The sequence below is a fragment of the Roseimaritima sediminicola genome (assembly GCF_009618275.1).
Classification (GTDB): Bacteria; Planctomycetota; Planctomycetia; order Pirellulales; family Pirellulaceae; genus Roseimaritima; species Roseimaritima sediminicola.
Genome location: NZ_WIAD01000025.1, coordinates 1 through 19,996, shown reverse-complemented (window position 1 = coordinate 19,996; position 19,996 = coordinate 1). Strand labels below are relative to the sequence as shown.

11 protein-coding genes and 1 tRNA gene are annotated in these 19,996 nt (G+C 62.6%); 1 reads left to right on the top strand and 11 read right to left on the bottom strand.

Annotation, left to right across the window (positions count from 1 at the left end; translation table 11 throughout):
- Positions 1–57: 57 nt before the first annotated feature.
- From GE027_RS13170 to GE027_RS13150, 5 genes are all read right to left on the bottom strand, one after another.
- Positions 58–1,215: a cytochrome P450 gene (locus GE027_RS13170; RefSeq protein WP_153557667.1), complete on the bottom strand. Its 1,158-nt coding sequence runs from the start codon at positions 1,213–1,215 to the stop codon at positions 58–60.
- A complete protein-coding gene (locus tag GE027_RS13165; RefSeq protein WP_153557666.1) occupies positions 1,212–2,711 on the bottom strand; it encodes an outer membrane protein assembly factor BamB family protein in 1,500 nt (499 codons plus the stop codon). Before GE027_RS13165 ends, GE027_RS13170 begins: the two co-directional genes overlap by 4 nt.
- A 40-nt stretch (positions 2,712–2,751) precedes the next feature.
- Positions 2,752–3,456 carry an iron-sulfur cluster repair di-iron protein gene (ric, locus tag GE027_RS13160; RefSeq protein ID WP_153557665.1) on the bottom strand — a complete coding sequence of 235 codons (705 nt, stop codon included), beginning with the start codon at positions 3,454–3,456 and terminating at the stop codon, positions 2,752–2,754.
- A 114-nt stretch (positions 3,457–3,570) separates the two neighbouring features.
- Complete coding sequence (locus GE027_RS13155; RefSeq protein ID WP_153557664.1) at positions 3,571–5,889, bottom strand: nitric-oxide reductase large subunit; 2,319 nt, start codon at positions 5,887–5,889, stop codon at positions 3,571–3,573.
- A 2,882-nt stretch (positions 5,890–8,771) separates the two neighbouring features.
- Positions 8,772–8,855 (bottom strand) — tRNA-Leu (locus GE027_RS13150).
- A gap of 212 nt (positions 8,856–9,067) precedes the next feature.
- Here GE027_RS13150 and GE027_RS13145 point away from each other — a divergent pair.
- Entirely contained in the window at positions 9,068–11,377 is a 2,310-nt protein-coding gene (locus GE027_RS13145) for a response regulator (RefSeq protein WP_153557663.1), read from the top strand.
- Here the strand turns inward: GE027_RS13145 and GE027_RS13140 are convergent.
- From GE027_RS13140 to GE027_RS13115, 6 genes are all read right to left on the bottom strand, one after another.
- A complete protein-coding gene (locus GE027_RS13140; protein WP_153557662.1) occupies positions 11,374–11,607 on the bottom strand; it encodes a hypothetical protein in 234 nt (77 codons plus the stop codon). The two genes, GE027_RS13145 and GE027_RS13140, sit on opposite strands and share 4 nt — an antisense overlap.
- 237 nt (positions 11,608–11,844) lie before the next feature.
- Positions 11,845–12,669: a formylmethanofuran dehydrogenase subunit C gene (locus tag GE027_RS13135; RefSeq protein WP_153557661.1), complete on the bottom strand. Its 825-nt coding sequence runs from the start codon at positions 12,667–12,669 to the stop codon at positions 11,845–11,847.
- Entirely contained in the window at positions 12,666–13,568 is a 903-nt protein-coding gene (gene fhcD / locus GE027_RS13130; RefSeq protein WP_153557660.1) for a formylmethanofuran--tetrahydromethanopterin N-formyltransferase, read from the bottom strand. Before fhcD ends, GE027_RS13135 begins: the two co-directional genes overlap by 4 nt.
- Positions 13,565–15,289 (bottom strand): formylmethanofuran dehydrogenase subunit A, encoded by a 1,725-nt coding sequence (locus GE027_RS13125; protein ID WP_153557659.1) that lies wholly within the window; start codon positions 15,287–15,289, stop codon positions 13,565–13,567. The genes fhcD and GE027_RS13125 overlap by 4 nt, the downstream gene beginning before the upstream one ends.
- Positions 15,290–15,360: 71 nt before the next feature.
- Entirely contained in the window at positions 15,361–17,160 is a 1,800-nt protein-coding gene (pepF, locus tag GE027_RS13120) for an oligoendopeptidase F (protein WP_390621596.1), read from the bottom strand.
- A gap of 365 nt (positions 17,161–17,525) precedes the next feature.
- Positions 17,526–19,586, bottom strand: a complete 2,061-nt coding sequence (locus tag GE027_RS13115) for a spermidine synthase (RefSeq protein ID WP_153557658.1) — start codon at positions 19,584–19,586, stop codon at positions 17,526–17,528.
- Positions 19,587–19,996: the final 410 nt, after the last annotated feature.

Sequence of the window (19,996 nt, the reverse complement as noted above, 5' to 3'; positions counted from 1 at the left end):
TGGCCGCACGCGGTCCACTCGGCCGCAGGAAAGCCCTCGCGGGCACCGCGTACGCCCTCAGCGCAGCTCCAGCACGACCGACGAGAAGCCGCTGGCGGGATAGGTTTCGCGGATCGGCGGCTGCTTGGGCTGAGGAGCGATCTTTGTGGTCCGGGCGAACAGCGATTGCAGGAAGACCCGCAGTTCCATCCGGGCTAGCGGTGCGCCGGGACAGACGTGGATCCCCGCTCCGTAGAGCAGGTTCAGGGACGGGTCGCGATCCAAACGGACTTCGTCGGGGTCGCCGAACACGCTTTCGTCGCGGTTTGCGGAAATCCAGTTGATCGAGAGTTTTTCACCCGCGTCGAGGGGCTGGCCACCCAATTGCACGGGGCACTTGGTGACGCGCCGATTGCTGGCCAGCGGATTGTGGGTACGGAGGATTTCGTCGATCGCAACGGGCAGCAGGTCCGGTTCGTCGCGGAGTTGCGTCTGGAGGTCGTCGTGGTTTGCCAGGTAGTTCAGCAGGATGCCGATCGAAGCGGAAAGCGTACCGATTTCTCCGACGGTCCAGTTCCGGAAGAGACTGGACAATTCTTCGTTGCTGAGCGGGCGGTCGTGGACCTGTTGTCGCATCAGCGATTCGGTGACGTCATCACGCTGTTGTTGCTTCGTCGCCCGTCGTTCGTCGATAATTTTGTCGACGATCGCTTCGAATTCACGTGCCAGGGTCGAGAGCGCCTCGCGATCCCGATTTCGGACCGCGTCTTGGTTGCGGTTGGTCCAGGAAATCAGCGTCTTGTGCAGGGATTCGGGCCAACCGAGAAAGACGCACTGGGCTCGGGCGGCGAACGGCGCGGCCAATTGGCCGATCACCTCGACCCGCTGCTCGGCGGCCAACGCCGCATCGACCAATTGGTCGGCGATTCCGCGGCACACCGGTTCGAACTGCCGCATTCGTTCGGCCGTGAAGTACTGTTCGATCATCTTCCGATACGGCGTGTGCTCCGGCGGGTCCATCCCGTTGGGGACCGACAGGTGTCCGGAAACCACATTGCTGTAGGAATCGTGGTCGTTCAGAACGCGTAGCACGTCCTCGTGCCTGAGGACGGACCAGCCGCGGGATTCGCTCCATGCCAACGGGCCGCGGCGCCGCAGTTGGTCGTAGGCCGCGACCTGATCCTCTTGGACTTCGGCGGCGTCGGGATTCCAGTCTGGTCGTTTGGGCTCGTTCATTGGCTCACGCAGTAAAGGTGTTGTCCGGTGCGGATCAGCAGGCGATCCTGGGCCACGGCGATTCCGTAGACCAAGGGGTCTCCGTAGCTGAACATCTGATGTAGTTGGCGCTCGGGCATCCCGGCGAGCACCTGTTCGGGGCCCTTTTTGGGCGGTGCTTCGTCGGCGGGAACCGTGTTGGCGCGGCGTTGTTTGGCGGCCGATTCGCGAGCCGCCAGCATGGCTCGGGCATCGTAGAGTTGATTGCGGGCCACTTGGTCGTACTGGTCGCCGGGCCGGAGCACGATTGTAAAGCCGTTCTTGGTGACGAAATACACCCGTTGCTCGCCTGCGGAGTCCGTCACGCCGACGGCCGACGCCCAGCAGGGGTTGCCGATGCGTTTGGCAAACAATCGCTCGCCGGTATCCTGATCGACGCAGTACAGGACCCCCGCCTTATTAACGTAATAGACGTAACCGGCGAAGGCCAACGGAGTCGAGTAGTAGGAATTGGCGCGGTCGGCTCCCCAGCGAACTCGATAGCCGGGTTGGCCGTCGTCGGTCAATTCGATACAGCAGTTCGAACCGGCGACCGCGTCGGCATCGGTCGCACCGCCATACATGGTGGTGGAACCGGTGTAGATCCGCGTTCCGGAAACCGTCGCCGAGGGGATGTGGTTGCCCTGCAGAGCGTCGATCTGCCACAGCGCCTCGCCCGTGGCGGCGTCGTACGCGTCGACGGTGTCGGCGGAGCTGGTGATGACGAGGGAGCGTCCGTGGAACCGGGTGACCACGGGCGACGACCACGAGGGGACGCGTTGGCCGCGGTCGGCTTTCCACGCCACCGTGCCGTCGGACTTGTCGATCGCGACCAAGTAGGACGGGCCATGATGATCGACTAAGGCGAACACGTGGTCGTCGGTTTGGGCAAGCGAACTGGCGATGCCCCGCTCGTTCTCGACCTCGCCATAGGTTTGGATCAGAGGGGTGCTCCAGCGGATTTCGCCCTCGTGGTCCATCGCCGTCACGTCGCCGCTGGCAAAAAACGAATACACGCCCCGCGCATCCACACAGCAGGTCGGGGCAGCCCGGCTGTTGCGAAAATAGTTTTCGAACTTGGTGGTCGCCGCCACCTGCGTCGTCCACAGCTTGCGGCCACTGTGCAGGTCGAAGGCGTGGACTTGGCAGTCCTGTTGCCAAGGACCATCGCTGCTGGTCAAGTACACACGGTCGCCCCAGATGACCGGCGAGGACTGGCCGTAGCCGGGAATTTCCGCCCGCCAGGCGATGCCTTGTTCCGGGGACCAGGTCTCGGGAAGATCGGCGACCGCGGTGCTGCTGCCGTCGCCGCGAAAGGCGGTCCACGACGGCTGGGCGGCCAGGGTCGACAGGAAACCCAATTGCAGCACGATGGGCAGGACCACTCGCGCCCGCAGCCAGTGTCCGGGGGTTCTGGCTGCGTCCAATGGGTCGCCGAGCAGCGCGGCGGTCGCGACGTGTGACGTGTGGATGGCCATGGTCGTGCCTGTTGCAAAAGGGAAAACCGGGCGGATCGAATTATTCCAGTTCGATCGCTTTGACGAACAACACGTTGTTCTCCTTGTGAATGTGCTGGTGCATGTCGGCTTCCAGCCGAGCCAGCGAGTCGAGCATTGCGCGGTACGTATTGCAGGCCCACTCGGGCGGCGTGTAACCGTCGGTCGATTCGCTCAGGATCGCCAGGGCATCGCCCGACTGATCGTGCTCGTGTTCCATCTGGCGAATCGGGTTGGCGATGCTGCCGCAGTGAGACTCGGGGCGTTCGGCGGAAGCTTCCAACTGGCGGACCATCGGGAACAGCACGCGTTCTTCCTTCAACATGTGCGGTTCCAGTTCGGCGCGCAGCGCGACGAAGGCTTGCCGCATCTGGTGCAGTCGAGCGTCTTTGTCGCCGTGGACTCGAGAAACTTTCTCGGTCAGAAAATCCAACCGCGGCAGCTCTTCGCGAAGGTACGCGTGATGCGTCGTTTCGATGTGGTCAGCCAGTTCGGTCAGGGTCATCGCATCGACGTCGACCAGGGTATCGCTGGCGGCCGCCGCATCGCAGGCTTCGATTTGTTGCAGCACGTTGTCGGCGTCGATGCCGCGTTTTTCACAAACCCGAGCCAGGGGGAGCTTGCCGCCGCAGCAGTAGTCGATGCTCAGCCGTTCGAAAACGCGAGCTCGGGAGGGATTCTGACGAACGAATTCACCGACGGATTGGTTGGGGTCCAGCGTGAGCATGATAAACCTCGTAGGGAAATGGGTGTGGTGTAGAACCGCATAAAGAAGAGGTTCGAACCGCTCCGCCGGTCCGAGGAAAGTTTTCGATCGGCGGAGCGATCAAACGAACTTGGGTCAGGAGATGTGGGCTGGTTGCACAGCAGGTTCCTCCGTTGCGTCGTCGAATTCATCGCCCTTGCCGGAGAACGAATGTCCGGTCCACAGGCCAAACACGAACCACACCAGGGCAACCGCCCCGAAAAAGAAGATCGTGTCGCCGGGAACCCGCAGCCAACGCAGGGTTTGCATCAGGTCGGTCTGCATGAATTCACTGCTGCGGGCATACCAGTAACCGGTTTCCACCGAAGCCTTGGTTTGCAGCAGCCCGACCGGCAACAAACTGAGCACGCACATGGCCAGCAGGCCGATGTTCATGCCCCAAAAACCAACGCTCAGCATCCCGTCTTTCCAGGGTTTGCCCGGGATCAATACCCGCAGACACATCAGCATCAACCCGATGCCCAGCATCCCGTAGACGCCGAACAGGGCGGCGTGTCCGTGCAAGGGCGTCGTGTTCAGGCCCTGCATGTAGTACAGCGCGATGGGGGGATTGATCATAAAGCCGAACAGTCCCGCACCGATCATGTTCCAGAATGCGACCGAGACAAAGAAGTAGATCGGCCACTTGTAACGCTGGACCCAGGGCGAAGCCTTGCTGCGGCGGAGGTCTTCCATGGCATCGAAGCCGATCAAGGTTAGAGGAACCACCTCGAGGGCACTGAATACCGAACCCCAAGCGAGCGCCACGGTCGGGGTGCCCGAGAAATACAGGTGGTGCAGCGTGCCGATGATCCCGCCGGACAAGAAAATCGTGGCCGACAGCAGGGCCGCGGCGGCCGCCAAACCGGGACGGATCAGATTCAAACGCATGAACACAAAGGCGATGACCGTGGTCGCAAAAACCTCGAAGAAGCCTTCGACCCAGAGGTGGACCACCCACCACCGCCAGTATTCCACCATCGTCAGGTGCGAGTGCTGGCCCCAGGTCAAGCCCGCGCCGTAGAACAGGGCGATGGCACCGGTCGAGACGGCCAACAGAATTACCAAGTGACGCTGGGAGTAGGCTTCGTTTTGCTGGGCCGCAAAGGGGTCGGCCTGGGCCGGTCGCCGCAGTGCCGGCCAAAGGACTCGCAACATCAAAACCAACCACAACAGCAACCCGGCCATCAACGCCAACTGCCAGATCCGCCCCAGTTCCACATATTCGTAACCCTGGTGCCCCAGGTAGAACGAAACCGTGTCCGGCATGTAATGCTTGACGCTCAACCATTCGCCGGCTAACGAGCCGACGACGACCAACAGCAAGGCGGCAAACAGGACGTTGACGCCCAGCCGTTGCAGCTTGGGTTCGTGGTTGCTGACCAAGGGCCCGATGAACAGTCCGGCTGCCAGCCAGGCCGTGGCGATCCAGAACAGGCCCAGTTGAACGTGCCATGTTCGCGAGACGCTGTAGGGCAAGTACTCGGCCAGCGGAAACCCGTAAAACCCTTCGCCCTCCACGCCGTAGTGAGCCGTGACCATGCCCAAGCCCATCTGAGCAAAAATCAACGCCGCCACCACCCAAAAGTATTTGATGGTGGCTCTCTGGGAAGGCGTCGCTCGCCAACGAGCCAGCGGGTCCGAGCCGGCGATTTCGTCGTCCTTCTCCTCCTCTTCGCGACGCGTCGCGTACCACCAAGCCATCGCCGAAATCCCGGCCAACAACATGATCACGCTGACGCCCGTCCAGACCACGTTGTCGCCGGTGGGGCGATTGCCCACCAACGGCTCGTGCGGCCAGTTATTGGTATAGCTGGCAATGTCGCCCGGACGAAGCGTCGAAGCCGCCCAGGATGTCCAGAAAACGAACTTGGAAAACTTGCGAAGCCGCTCTTCGCTGCTGATCGAATCCGGCGGGATCGCGTAGTCGGCGTTGCCGTCCATGAATACGCTGCGGTAGTGCTCGACGTTGGCCTCGAAGGCTTCCACGCGGATCGGATCCAGGGTGACCACGCCGCTGGACGGGTCGTAAGTGTTGGTGCGCATGATGCCGGTCAGCCGGCCCGACAGTTGGGCCTGCTGCTCGGCGGATAAATCCTCGTACGGTTTCTCGAATTCTCGCTTGGCCCATCGATTCAGGATGTACTCCGCCTCGCGGTGCAACCAGTCCGCGGTCCAGTCGGGGGCCACATAGCTGCCGTGCCCCCAGATCGAACCGACCTGCATCCCACCCAGGGATTGCCAGACGTTCTGGCCGGCGATGATCTCGCCGGAGTCGATCAGCGTGACGCCGTCGGTCGTCACGTACTGTTCAGGGATCGGCGGCATCTCCTGATAGATGCGTGTTCCGATCCAGCCAAGGATCAAGAAGGAGACGATCATCACTGCCGCGAAGGCAAGCCAAAGTCGTTTCATGCTGCTGCGTCAGTCGTGGTGCGAGAGGATGGACGCGAGGGCTGTCACGTAAGCGGCCGCCCCGCCAAACGAAGTCGCTCGGCAAAATCGCCGAAAGTCTAATCTGCACCTAAAGGTATACATTGCGGCGAGCCTGTCAAGACGGATTCGCAGTGGTTGCGCAGCTGGCCGGAATTTCGCCGAAGCCGCAGGCGGCGACCGCTTCTTTCCGCCACGAACTGGGGTGACTGACGTGCGGCTGGTGCGTCCGCGCGGTAGAAACCGAACCAGACCGAACCAGACGGGGACAGTGCCTGCCTCGACGTGGCGTGCTGGCTGCTAGCACGCCACCATGTGCGATGACTGTCCCCGGTCACACGCAGCAGAGTAGCTCGGCTGTCCCCGGTCACAAACAACGCTGCAGCCGCGCTGAATCGCGAAGCGATGGCAGTTGATAGCCTCGGATGCCAATCCGAGGTAGGAGGCTCCCAAGAGACGTCGGAAGTCGCGGAGCGACGGCAGTCGGTCTCGATCGCATCCCACAACGTCAACCGAGGACGTGCGTCGCGGAAGCCAATGGCTTGGGCGGTGACAGAGCCTGCCTCGACGCGGCGGGTTGGCTGCTGGCGACCAGCTTGTGCGATGACTGTCCCCGGCCGCAATGTCATGTCGCCCTTCCAGGGCTTGTCGGGTGGTTTTGATTGCGTTTCCCCAGGCTCGCGTCTGGGGCTACCACAGACAATCGCTCTGTGATTCCGGAATGAAGAGCAGACCTCGACGCGGCGTGCTGGCAACCAGCTTGTGCGATGACTGTCCCCGGCCCGCAGCAAAGTAGCTCGGCTGTCCCAGCCGAGACGAGGCAACGCGTGCGAAGACTGTCCCCGGCCGCAAAACGCTGCCGGCTGCGCTGAATCGCGAAGCGATGGCAGTTGATAGCCTCGGATGCCAATCCGAGGTAGGGTGCCCCAAGATACGTCGGGAGTCGCGGAGCGACGGCAGGTGATCGCGATCGCATCTCACAACGTCAACCGAGGACGCGCGTCGCGAAAGCCAATGGCTTGGGCGGTGACAGAGCCTGCCTCGACGTGACGTGCTCGCAACCATCTTGTGCGATGACTGTCCCCGGCGCAACGCCTGTCCCCGGCCCGCAACGCCATGTCGCCCTTCCAGGGCTTGTCGGGTGGTTTTGTTTGCATTTCCCCAGGCTCGCGCCTGGGGCTACCACATGCCATCGCTCTGCGATTCCGGAATGAAGAGCCGACCTCGACGCGGCGTGCTGGCTGCTGCCGACCACCTTGTGCGACGACTGTCCCCGGCCCGCAGCAAAGTAGCTCGGCTGTCCCAGCCGAGACGAGATAACGCGTGCGAAGCCTGTCCCCGGTCGCAAATAACGCTGCCGGCCGCGCTGAATCGCGAAGCGATGGCAGTTGATAGCCTCGGATGCCAATCCGAGGTAGGGTACCCCAAAATACGTCGGAAGTCGCGGAGCGACGGCAGGTGGTCGCGATCGCATCTCACAACGTCAACCGAGGACGTGCGTGGTGAAAGGCAATAGGTTAGGACGGGGACCGAACCGGCCTCAACCTGACGTGCTGCCTGCTAGCAACCAACCTGTGCGGTGACTGTCCCCGGGCCGCAATGTCATGTCGCCCTTCCAGGGCTTGTCGGGTGGTTTTGACTGCGTTTCCCCAGGCTCGCGCCTGGGGCTACCACATGCCATCGCTCTGCGATTCCGGAAGACAGCAGACAGGGACTGTCCCCGGTCACAAATAACGCTGCCAGCTGCGCTGAATCGCGAAGCGATGGCAGTTGATAGCCTCGGATGCCAATCCGAGGTGGGGTGCCCCAAAATACGTCGGGAGTCGCGGAGCGACGGCAGTCGGTCGCGATCGCATCCCACAACGTCAACCGAGGACGTGCGTCGCGGAAGCCAACGGGTTAGGACGGGTACCGAACCGGCCCCGACGCGGCGTGCTGGCTGCTGGCGACCGACCTGTGCGGTGACTGTCCCCGGCCGCCACTGTGGTCAAGCATCCATTGCACGAGACGCCGCTCCTGTTCGGTGAGTTGGCGGTTCACTTCATTGCATCAAAAGGGTTTAGTGGCAGAACGTCGGTGGTCACACGGCGGCGATCCTGGATCTGGTGAACACGACGCGACCTTGCCGCCGCTCGTGTGCACCACATGGTTCTTGCGCGGCGTTTGCATCGGCGGACGGTTTCGCCAAGGCTGCCGATCTAGCTCAACTTCAGGATACCGGCCGGATCGGGACCTAGCAACAATTGACCACGCAACCTGCAAGTCACTACGTGTATTTTCCTACCTCCATTTTCCTACCATCTGCTCGCTAGGGACAGGTAGGAACATGGAGGTAGGAAGATATGTGGAGAGCGAGATTTATGACCAGTTCTCGCCCAACGGCAGGAGCGAAGACTAACGGGAAGTCCAGCAACCATCGGGAATCTTGGCAGTCGACCGGGCATCCAATACGGATCTGACTCTTCCGAGGTTTGGCACTTGCGGATCGGGGCGTTCGACCGCGCAACGACAGACAGCAAGAACTCGTTTCTCACCTGACGGACCGGGTAAGAATTTGGGTTCTGAGGATGTTCTCGGGCTTGTGCGGTGAGAACAATTCTCGCTGGAGCCACTTGTTCTCACCGCGCCGTCGGTTCCTTCGGTCACTTATTCTCACCGCTTGACCCGGCGCTAGCAAGTCTTTCGGCCTGCTGCCCTCGGCAGCGGTCGCTGACGGCCACTGCCGCGGGAACCTTTCTCGCCGCTCGGCTCGACGTGTTCGGGCTGGCCCTGAAAACGCCTCTCTTGACGTTGCTGTGACATGGGGCGTGAGGAAACCGCCAATGGCTCAGCTCGAGCCAAAGAATCGCTGGTGATCCAGCGAGTACCGGAGGTGGGACTCGAACCCACACGACCTTGCGGCCACTGGATTTTGAATCCAGCGCGTCTGCCAATTCCGCCACTCCGGCTTGTTTCTCCAGCATTTGGGCGGGGATCCACCCGCTGGAAAGGCAAAGTATCCTCAAACCCGCGAGCCTCTGCAAGCCGCCCTGAGGCTGTTTTCTGGATTGGACAGGGGTTTCTGCGGTAGAATCACGGGGGGGCGATCCCCGCTTGGAACGCGGGTTGCACAGCACATGCTCCCGAGTCTCTTCGCTTTCGTTCTGTTGATCCCAGCCTCATGCCGCCTCCAGATTCCGGCCCAACCGATTCGCCTGGCAAACCGCATCGTTTGTTGCGGTGCTTGCAATTGGATTTTGCCTGCATCGAGGATGTCGAGCGTCGCAATCGCGCCATCACGGCCGGGCTGTTCGGGTTGTCGATGGCGTTTTGGGCAGCCGCTTTCACCCCGGTCTATTATCTGATGGGCAGCGAACGGCTGATGTGGCTGACGGCCCTGGCCGGAATCGCCTGCCTGGCCCTGGTCTTCTGGCTGCACAGGCGCCAACACGTCGGACTGGTCAGCAACGCCCTGGCTGCGCTGGTCCTGTTTACTTTGACCGTCCAGTCGTACTATTCGGGCGGCTTCTTGGCGCCGGCGATGATCTGGTTGCCGGCCGTTCCGATCATTGCCACGCTGCTGAGCGGGTGGCGAATTGGATTGCTCTGGACCCTGGTCACCGCCGCGGCCGCCCTGGCCGTGCTGGCCCTGGACCGCTCGGCCAGCCTGCCGCCCAGCGATCTGGAGCCCGACAGTTTGACGTTGCTGTATGCGCTGGCCCTGCTGGGCATCATCACCTGCACGTCGGTGCTGTGTTTTATTTTCGACGCCAACGCCCGAGCCATTCGTAAGAAACTGGACCAGGCACGAAAGGCGGCCGAGCTGGCCAACGAGGCCAAAAGCCAGTTCGTGGCGCACATGAGCCATGAGATCCGCACGCCGATGAACGGTGTGATCGGGATGCTCGAATTGCTGAACAATTCTTCCCTGGACGAGGAGCGGGCCAACTACGTCAACCTCGCCCGTCAATCGGCCGATTCGCTACTGCGGATCCTGAACGACATCCTGGACTTCTCCAAAGTCGAAGCCGGCAAGATGGAAATGGAACGCATCGCGTTCTCGGTTCGCGAGGTGATGGACGAAACGCTGCAAGCGATGGAGATCAAGGCGTCGGAGAAGCAGCTGGAACTCCTGTCAACAATCGCTCCGAACGTCCCCGATCGATTGGTCGGGGACCCCGGACGTCTGCGGCAGGTGATTGTCAATCTGGTGGGAAACGCTATCAAGTTCACCCAGCAAGGACAGGTCGCGGTCAGTGTGTCGCCCGATGCCGTCGGCCCCGATCTGGACGCAGAACCGGACGTCGTTCGGTTGGTTTTCGAAGTCCGCGACACCGGTGTGGGCATCCCTCAAGACAAACAGCAACAGATCTTCGAAGCCTTTGGGCAGGCCGATACCAGTACCACGCGCAAGTTCGGCGGCACCGGCCTGGGCCTGACGATCTCTCGAAATCTGGTCGAAATGATGGACGGCCGCCTGGAACTGGTGGACCTCTCGCCTCCCGGCACCACGTTTCGGTTCACCGCCTGCTTCCGGCGTCCTTCGCAGGCCCAGCGCACGGCGGCGACGCCTCGGCCCGCACGCGCCGCCGCCCCGGTGCCCGCCGGGGGGGCTCGCATCCTGCTGGCCGAAGACGGCAAAATCAATCAACAGGTCGCCAAAGGATTGCTCGAGCGAGCCGGACACCAGGTGACGGTGGTCGAAACGGGACAGCAGGCCGTGGAAGCGGTTGCGGGGGAAACGTTCGACCTGGTGCTGATGGACGTCGAGATGCCCGTCATGGACGGTCTGGAAGCCACGGCAGCGATTCGTTCCCGCGAAGACGAAGCCGCGCCGCGCTTGCCCATCGTGGCCATGACCGCTCATGCGTTGAAAGGGGACCGCGAACGTTTTCTGAAGGCGGGAATGGATGACTACGTGCCCAAACCGGTCGACCCCGCGAGACTGCTCGAGCGGGTCGCGGAGCTGGCCGGGCCACGCGCCGCCCGGCGGGCCGACCCGGCTTCCATCACGCCCACCGGACCGAGGCACCGAGACCGTTCGCAGCGTCCGTCCACCCTCCAACCGTCCGCCGGTTCCTCCGCTTCGCCCGAGGCAGCGGCCGGGCGCGCTGATGAAAACGATCAAGTGATGCATCTGGACCGAGCTCGGAAGCGAATGCCCGGTGGCGACGCGGTGATGGTAGAGATCGCCGAAGCGCTTCGCGAGGAATCCCAAAGACTAGGGGCGACGATCGAGCGGGCTGCGGCCGGCCGAGATGCCCAGACATTGCAGCGGGCTGCCCACACCCTGAAGGGCGCCGCCGGTGTTTTCGAAGCCAGCCGAGTCGTCGAAGCCGCCCGTCGACTGGAACACGAAGGTGCCGCGGACCTTCCCGATCCCCAGCGAACCGACCAACTGGTGGAAGAACTGCGCTACGAGATCGCCCGTTTGGTCAGCGCTCTGGACGATGTGATCGCCGGTTCCTCGTTCAGCGACGCCGCGCGTTAGATCCCGAAAGTCAGGATATTCTCCAGCTGTTCACTGATCTGCCCGGCTTCGCGTGACAGCTCTGCCGCTCGCCCGGCATACTCGGAATGTTCGTACTGCATCTGGACACTCAAGACGCACATGCGGATCTCCAAGGCTTCGATCGCCTTGGCAACGCGTTGTAGGTCGCGGACCGCTTCGGGAGAAACGGTGTAGGGTTCATTCTGTGAGGAAGCATCCGAACGGGACATTGCCTGGCACCTGTACATAAGGAACAAAGGGAACAGTCCTGGCGACACGACCACGCGCCGACGCCAATCGTCGACGGGACGCAAAACACCGCTTTGCCTGACATCCCGAAACAACCAGGGATCGATTATGTAACCCGCTCAGTCGGCGCAAAAGTCGAAATTACCCCAACCTGTTATCAGGGAACTCCTGACGACGCCCCGCCATTGGATCACGGATGCCCCGCTGCAGCATCCGCTCTACCACAGCAGCTCGCCCATCCCGTCCACGACGCGATCGCCCAGACAGCGGTAAACATCGCGGGTCGGCTCCAGCGTCGGGAACGCGGCATCGGCCAGCAGGCGGCGAAGACTGTCTCGCAGCAGCGGCATCACCGAAGGCGTTTCCCGCCGTGGCTCGCTGAACCCTTCGAGCGGCAGATTCGGCGCCGTGCCCAGAATCACGGTTCCCCGCCGCATGCCGACGGCCAGTCCCGCGTCGGCTGCCGAAGCGACGACCAATGTTCCGGCGACCATTTCGGCCGCCGCAAAGGGACCGGCCGAGCCCGTGATGGCGATGGTCCCGCGGCGCAACCGGTAGGCCGCATGCGAACCGGCACCGCCACGAATCAGGATCGTCCCGCCCGACATGCCGCTGCGCTGCCCCGGCGAAGGTCCGCCGACGTAGTCACCGGCATTGCCTTCGACGATCAACCGCCCGCCACGCAAGTCGACACCGGCAAAATGACCACAATCGCCACGAACGCACAGCACGCCGCCACGCATCTGCCGACCGACCTCCGTTCCTGCCGCTCCTTCGATCACCAACGTCCCGCCCTGCATGCCTCGGCCCAGCGATGTAAAGCGACCGCAATCGCCCACGAGGGTTACTGTGGCGGAATCGTTGTCGGTGGAGTCCACGCGAACCGAAAACAAATCACCCACGCACAACGCTTGTCGACTCCCGGGCAGGGACATCGCCGCGATCTGTCGCTCGGACAATCCGGCCAGGTTTTCCGGGGACAACGATTCACCCCACAGGGTGCAAGGCGGCGTCGAGCGAAGCGTCAGCGTGACGGAGTTCATGAGGTCTTCAACAACGCATGCAGATGAAAATGATGTCGTCCCAGTTTGCCGCCGTAGTTGCCCGCCCCGATGCCTACCAGCGCCCCGGGGCGACCGGCGTGACAAGCCGCCCCGATGCCGGCATGCATGGCTTGGCCGACCGCGGAATCGGTCAGAGCGTCGATGACCAGTTCCATCGTCACGTTCGTGCCTTCGGGCAGCCGCGTGGGGACCAACCCGCGCATCGTCGGACAGTAGGCTTCGTTGGTCGACGCGTGCAGTGCGGCATATTTCGAACCGACCTTGGACCCACTGCGGGTTGCGCTACCGGGAAACGGCGCAATCGCACCGGGCACCTTGGCAATCGCCGCGGCGGCCGCGCGACAGGCGGTCGTCACCGATTCGACGTCGCGGCCGAACAAAAAGAAATTACCTCCGCCCACCGCGTCGACGCGGCCGGTGTCCTCTTCGCACAGAAACTCTCCGTCCATCACCGGGATCCGCCAGTAACGGCGGCCATCGATCCATTTGCTGATCTGATAACCGTCGCCAAAGTACCGCAGACTCTTGCCCAGCGGTACGCGTTTTTCGCCCTCGATCCCCGCGAACAGGGCGGTGGTCGGACAGGTCAGGACGCACTGGCCGGCCCGCCGCGGGATTTGTTTCTCCAGTTCTTTTCCCGAAACGGCAAAGGCCAGCACCGACACGCCGGGCCGCCCATCGGGCGTCGCGTCGGCCGGCAATTCCATCTCCACAGCCATCTCGATGCCACAGGCGATGACGCTGGTACCGAACCCGACAAACGCCGCTGCCGCCGCGTGCGCCCACTGCAAATCGGCGGCGGTGATCACGACCCGCGTTGCCTTCATATCAAAGGCTTCGGCAAACGTCGCTTCGATCGGGATGCCGTTGATCTTCATCCGACGCGCATCCCCGCCGCACACAGTTCCGTGCCGATCGTCTCTGACATTTCGTCCTCGTTGATCACCAGTTGATCGATTTGAAATCCGGCGCACCAGTAATCCGACCCGTCGAGACGCCGCGGCGTCTCGGCGGCACAGTCCGGGTTGGCCGCAAAGGTCACGGTGCGAGGCAGTCCGGCCGGCGCCGCGCCGAGCGAACCGGCCGGCGCCGCGCCGATCGACCCCGCCCGCGCCGCGCCGAGCGTCATCGACGGGCCGACCCAGCGTCCCTCGCGCACCAGCGGACAGCCGCGGCGGAACACCGTATCGGGCCGGGCAAACATCCGCTGTAAATCGACGTCGTTGCGATAGACCACGACGTCGGCGACCGCGCCGGGCGTCAACCGTCCGACGTCGGGCAAGCCGAGCAACGCGGCCGGTGCGGAGCGGGTCATCGTGGCGATTTCCAGCAGGTCATACTGACGCTCCAGTCCGGCCAACTGACTGGCCGCTGCCGCATCGGCGTGGATCTCGGCCAGGGCCGTCTCGCGGAAACTGCGGTCGCCCAGCAAACGGATCAGATGCGGGTACGTGGTGAAAGCGCCCCCATTGGGATGATCGGTGGTCAAAAACACGCGTGAAGGATCGTCGACCATCAAAAACAATTCCAGTCCAATCGCCCACTGCAGCGCGCTGACGAAACGCTTTTTGCGATAGCGGAACGGCACCACCCCGCAACCGGCTTCGCATTCCACGTCCACGATGATGCTCTTGCGGGGCGTGGCGTAGCGGCGGTTGGCCGACTGATGAGCCGAATCGGCCGAGATGGTAACCGTCTGTCCGAACATCACCTGTCCGACATCGACCGTGACGTTGGGGTGCTGCTCGAGGGCTCGAGCGACGCGCTCGGCGGCGGATGAAAAGCCGTGTGTGCCCGAATCTCCATAACTGTGAAATTGCACGTGCGTCAGATGAACGGGATAGCCATCGGCCGCGGCGATGGTCTTCAGCGTCGATTCGATATTCCCGGCCACGCCCAGGTTGCTGCAGTGAACGTGCAGCGGATGCACGAGCCCGATTTCCGAGACGGCTCGAGCCAAGCGGCGGATGATCGTGGCCGGCGTCACCCCGTAGTGCGGGTGAGGCGTATCGACGTCCAGCGGTTGGCCGTCGAACTTGAAGGCGCTGATCCCGCCCGCGTTGACGACCTTGACCGCGATGCAGCGCGTGGCCCGCACCATCCAGGCCACGTAATCATTGATCTGCGGCTGGGGAACCTCGTCGCGGAGCATCCGCAGCAGGCAATCGTCGTTGCCCAACAGACAGTACCCGCCGGTGTCGACGTAAGGGGTGTCGGCCATTTCGGCATGAGCGGCCCGGGCGTTGCTGGCGATCACGGCCGGTTCGAAACAAGCCGCGTAGCCCATCTCGGCGTACTTCCGCCCGGTGACCCCAGCGGTGGGCAAGAACCCTGCGACACCGTCCTCACAGCGATGCCGCTGCATTTGTTCACTCAACAGCATCTTGGCCAGCGTCAGTTTTCCGCCGCCGATATGGGTGTGCAGATCGATCGCACCGGCCATCACCGCCATGCCGCTCAGGTCGATGGTTTCGTCCGCCTCGCGTCCCGCCGGCACGCAATCGACGAGGCGCTCGCCATCGATCACCAATTCCCCCACTTCGCCACGGAGCCCCGAAGCAGGATCGTACAAGCGACCGCCGATTAATCTTCGCAGCATGGAGGTGAACCGTAGGGACGATAGGACATCAACCTGCGCGCCGCCCCGCCGTTAAGCGGCGGCACAGCAAACTAAATCAAGCGATCCAGTTCCTGGGTCAGATCGGCAAAACGCTCGAGCGTCGTGGCGACCGGTTCCGGAGCGGTCATGTCCACGCCGGCATCCTTCAACAGATCCAGCGGGTCTTTGCTGCAGCCCGAGGACAGGAAGCGAAGGTAATCGGCCAGTTCCTGCTGGCCACCATCGAGGACGCGTCGCGACAGGGCCACGGCGGCACTCAAACCGGTCGCGTACTTATAGACATAGAACGCCCGATAGAAGTGCGGGATCCGGAAACATTCCAGTTCCAATTGCGTGTCGATCACGAAGTTCGGTCCGAAGTACGCTTCCAACAACTCGCGATACGTGCTGCGCAGCGACTGCACCGTCAGCGGCTCGCCGGCTTCGGCCATCTCGTGGGTGCGTTTCTCGAACTCGGCAAACATCGTCTGCCGCACGACCGTCGCCCGGATGCTGTCCAGTTCGTTGTTGATCAAGTAAGCGCGATGGTTGTCATCGGCGGCATTCTTGATCAGGTAATCGGTCAACAGTTGTTCGTTGAACGTGCTGGCGACCTCGGCGACAAAGATCGTGTAGTTGTAGTACTCGAAGGGCTGGCTGCGGGCCGAGTACCAGCTGTGCATCGAGTGCCCGGCTTCGTGCGTCAACGTGAAGACGTCGTTCAGCACCTCTTCTTTGAAGTTCATCAGGATGTAGGGATCGCCGTCAAAGCTGCCGCAGCTGAACGCGCCGCTCTGCTTGCCGCGGTTGGGGTAGCGATCGGCCCAGCGGCCGCGGAGCCCTTCTTCCAGGACCCCGCAGTATTCGCTGCCCAGCGGTTCCAGCGACCGCAGCACCACGTCCACGGCTTGGTCCCAGGTGTGGTGCTGTTTGATGTCCCGCAGGATCGGCACGTAGGTGTCGTAGTGGTGCAAGTCGTCCAGGCCCATCTTGCGGCGGCGGACGTCCAGGTACTGATGCACCGCGGGCAGGGAGTCGCGCACCGCGCCGATCAGGTTGTCGTAAACACTGGCCGGCACGTTGTCGGGAAACAGGGCTGCGGACAGGCTGCTGTCGAAGTTCCGAGCACGAGCGTAGTAGACATCGCTTTGAATGCTGCCGCTGAGGGTCGCCGCCAACGTGTTTTCGTGAGCGCTGAACTGGGTGTAGTACTGTTCAAAGGCGTTGCGGCGGACGTCCCGATCCGGGCTGATCAGGAACTGTGCGAACGTGGCGTGGGACAATTCGATCGTGCGACCTTCGTGATCGGTCAGCTCGCCGAATTTCAGGTCCGCATCGTTCAGCTGGCGGAAGGCATTACCGGCCGCCCCGGCCATCTCGCCCTGCATCGCCAACAGCCGCTCTTCGCGATCGCTCAGCGTGTGCGGGCGATAACGCAGCAGCCGTTCCAGCTGCAAACGGAAGGGGGCCAGGACCTCGTCCTGCATCATCGCCTCCATCTGCTGCGGCTCGATCGCCAACAGTTCGGGCCGCATATAGCTGGCCGTCTGAGAGGCTCGCACGGCTTGGTTCTGGTAACGAGACTTCAGGGCCTGGTACTTGCTGTCGGCTTGGTCTTCGGTGGTTTTCAGGAACGCGTAGATCCCCAGTCGTTCGCCGCGGCGGTCGAATTCGCTGTCAAAACGCAGCGCCTCGGCCAGGGTCTGAGCCGATTCGCCCAGCCGCCCGCGATACGTCTCATAGGTCGCGATGGCCGCATCCTGACGCTGGAAGTCCGCCTCCCAGGCGTCGTCGTCGGTGTACAGGCTGGACAGATCCCAGGTGTGTTCGGCGGGAACTTCGTGGCGTGCGGGCAGCGTAGCGGTAGCCATAGGGCGTGCAATCCTTCGGCACAAGCGGAACGGGTCGGTTCGACGGTTTTCAACCATTGTACCGCTTCGGTCCGCTTTACCCAGGCGGTAGCTGCAGTCCAGCCCTCGGGCGATTTCGGCGCTGGAGTGTAGCCTTTAGGCGATTTCAGGCGCTGGAGTGTAGCCTTTAGGCGATCCCGGGCGCTGGAGTGTAGCCTTTAGGCGATTTCAGGCTGCAGATACGAACCGGGCGGCTAAAGCCTGGACTCCAGCGATCCCGGCGCTGGAGTGTAGCCTTTAGGCGATTGCGGGCTGCAAATACGAACCGGGCGGCTAAAGCCTGGACTCCAGCGATCCCGGGCGGCTAAAGCCTGGACTCCAGCGATTCAGAAGGCGCGCAGGGCACTCAGCAAATCGTGGTATTGATCGGTCCACAGCGGAGCCTGTTGGACCTCGGCCGGTGCGGGCCGTAGGGCGTCGGCAAACGACGCGTCGTCAAAAAACGACTCGTCCTCCGCCGCGATGACCCACACCGCGGCGGTGCTGTGGATCGCATCGTCCTGGCGCGTGGCCACCCGCCGGCTGTAGAGTCCCAACCGATCGGTCAAGCGATGCACGATCGGAGTCAGGTCGAGGTAGTTGTTGGAGACGTGAAAGGCCAGCACGCCGCCCGGCTTCAACCGCTCGCGGTACAACTCGACCGATTCCAGCGTCAACAGATGGGCGGGGATGGCGTCGCTGCTGAAGGCATCCAGCACCAATACGTCATAGAGTCGCTCGGGACGTCGCTGCAGCACCAAGCGGCCGTCGCCCTGGAGCATATTAATTTCCGCCGCGGAGTCGTCCAGATAACTGAAGTGGCGTCGGGCCAGGTCGATGACCGCGGGATTGATTTCGATGTAGTCAATCGTATCAGCGGGGCGACCGTACACCGCCAATACTCCACAGCCGAGTCCCACCGCACCGACGTCCAGACGCCCCTGCTTGCCTTTGGCCGCCAGCGTCCGCCCGATGCCGCTGTTGTGGGTGTAGTAGGTCGTCGGTTGACGGGGCGCACTTTGGTACTGGCAACCGTGAACCGTTTGGCCATGCACCATGCTGATCCGATCGCCGCGATGAATGATTCGCAAGACGCCGAAGAAATTGCGGTTGGTGGCGATGTCGTCGCTGGCATCGCGGTACTCGACGACGAACAACATGGCGGCGCTCAGCACTCCGCCGGCCAACGTGATTCCCCGTACTCGAGCAAACTCAAATCGTCCGTTTCGCCAGGAGCGATGGCCCATAAACAACATGAACGCCATCATCGTTGTGGTCGCCAGCCCGATCGGCATCTCGATGTACGAAGAGAACACCAGCGGGCACACCAGACCCACACACAGACCGCCCAGGGCTCCGCCGGCCGACAACAGCACGTAGTACTGCGTCAGATAACGCGACGAAGGTTTTAACCGCGCCACCTCACCATGGCAGAGCATGCATACCAGGAACAACAACACCAGATATCCGGCCCCCTGGAACAATAATGTTCCCAGCGTGGGCCGCAGCGACAGCACGGACACCAAGGCCACGACGAGGATCGCTGCCATCGCATAGATCTTGGGTTGGTACCAGGCGGGTTTGTCGAAGCTGACAATGAAACTGATCAAATAAAAGCTCAGCGGCAACACCCACAGGAAGGGAATCACCGCGACCTCCTGCGAGATGTGATTGGTCACTGCCAACAGCATCAACGACGCGAAGGCGGGCAGCAGCAGCCAGGCGGCGCGACGCTTCCAGGTGGGCGGCGGATCGGCCGACACCGTCGACTCGCCCGGGCCAGCGGCCGGGCGGACATCGCCCATCCGAAACAGCCCGAAAACCAACACCGCTTGCAGCAGGGCAAACGCGCAGAACATGACCGACCAGATGCGCGACTGATCGCTGACCCCCAGCACCGGCTCGACCAGAAACGGATACGTTAGCAGCGCGGCCAAGGAGCCGACGTTGCTGAGCGCGTACAAGCGGTACACGCTGTCGTCTTGCTTGCGATAGCTGAGCCAGGCTTGCACCAAGGGACCGGTGCTGCTGAGCACAAAGTAGGGCAGGCCGACGTGGACGGCCAACAATCCCAGCAAATGCAACACGGGTTGTTCGTCACCCAGCGGTTTCCACTCGCCTGTGGGATTGATCGGCAGCAGGATCACGGCCAGGATCAACAGCGAAGCATGAATCAAACCCTGGACGCGGGGCGTAAAGGTCCGGCTGAGAAAATGGGCATACAGGTAACCGCCGAACAGCAGCACCTGGAAGAACAACATGCACGTCGTCCAAACCGCGGGCGAACCGCCAAACCACGGCAGCACCGCCTTGCTGATGATCGGCTGGACCTGAAACACCAGGAAGGCGCCGAGCAGGGTGGCGGCGGCAAACGGCAGCAGGGCGGACAGGCTTCGCGGTTGGCTCATGAGATGGTTCGCTCGCGCGGCAATCGACACGGGACGGCAACACTTGCCGGCAACATCGAAACCTAGCACGCGCTCAACTTGCAGGACGGCCCGAAGCGGGGCAAAGAAAGGCTCGCCAACCCGCATTCTTTGCCGCCGCACCGAAAGATACGGCACAAACATCGCAATAGATCCGCCAGGCGGGATGAGCCGGGCGGCCCAGAAGGGGTAGCCGCAGAGGCAGCTCAGCCGCGCGGCGCAGAGTTGCTCGGCTGTCCCAGACGAGTACAACACGGGGCACAAGTGCTGCGTCAACACTTGATCTTAGGGTCTGGCCGTGAAGTCGCCAGACTTTGGGCCTGCTTGCCGCTACCGTCCAATCTCTGGCGAGATCAGCGACCCGAGAATAAGACCTAGACGCACCACTGGAG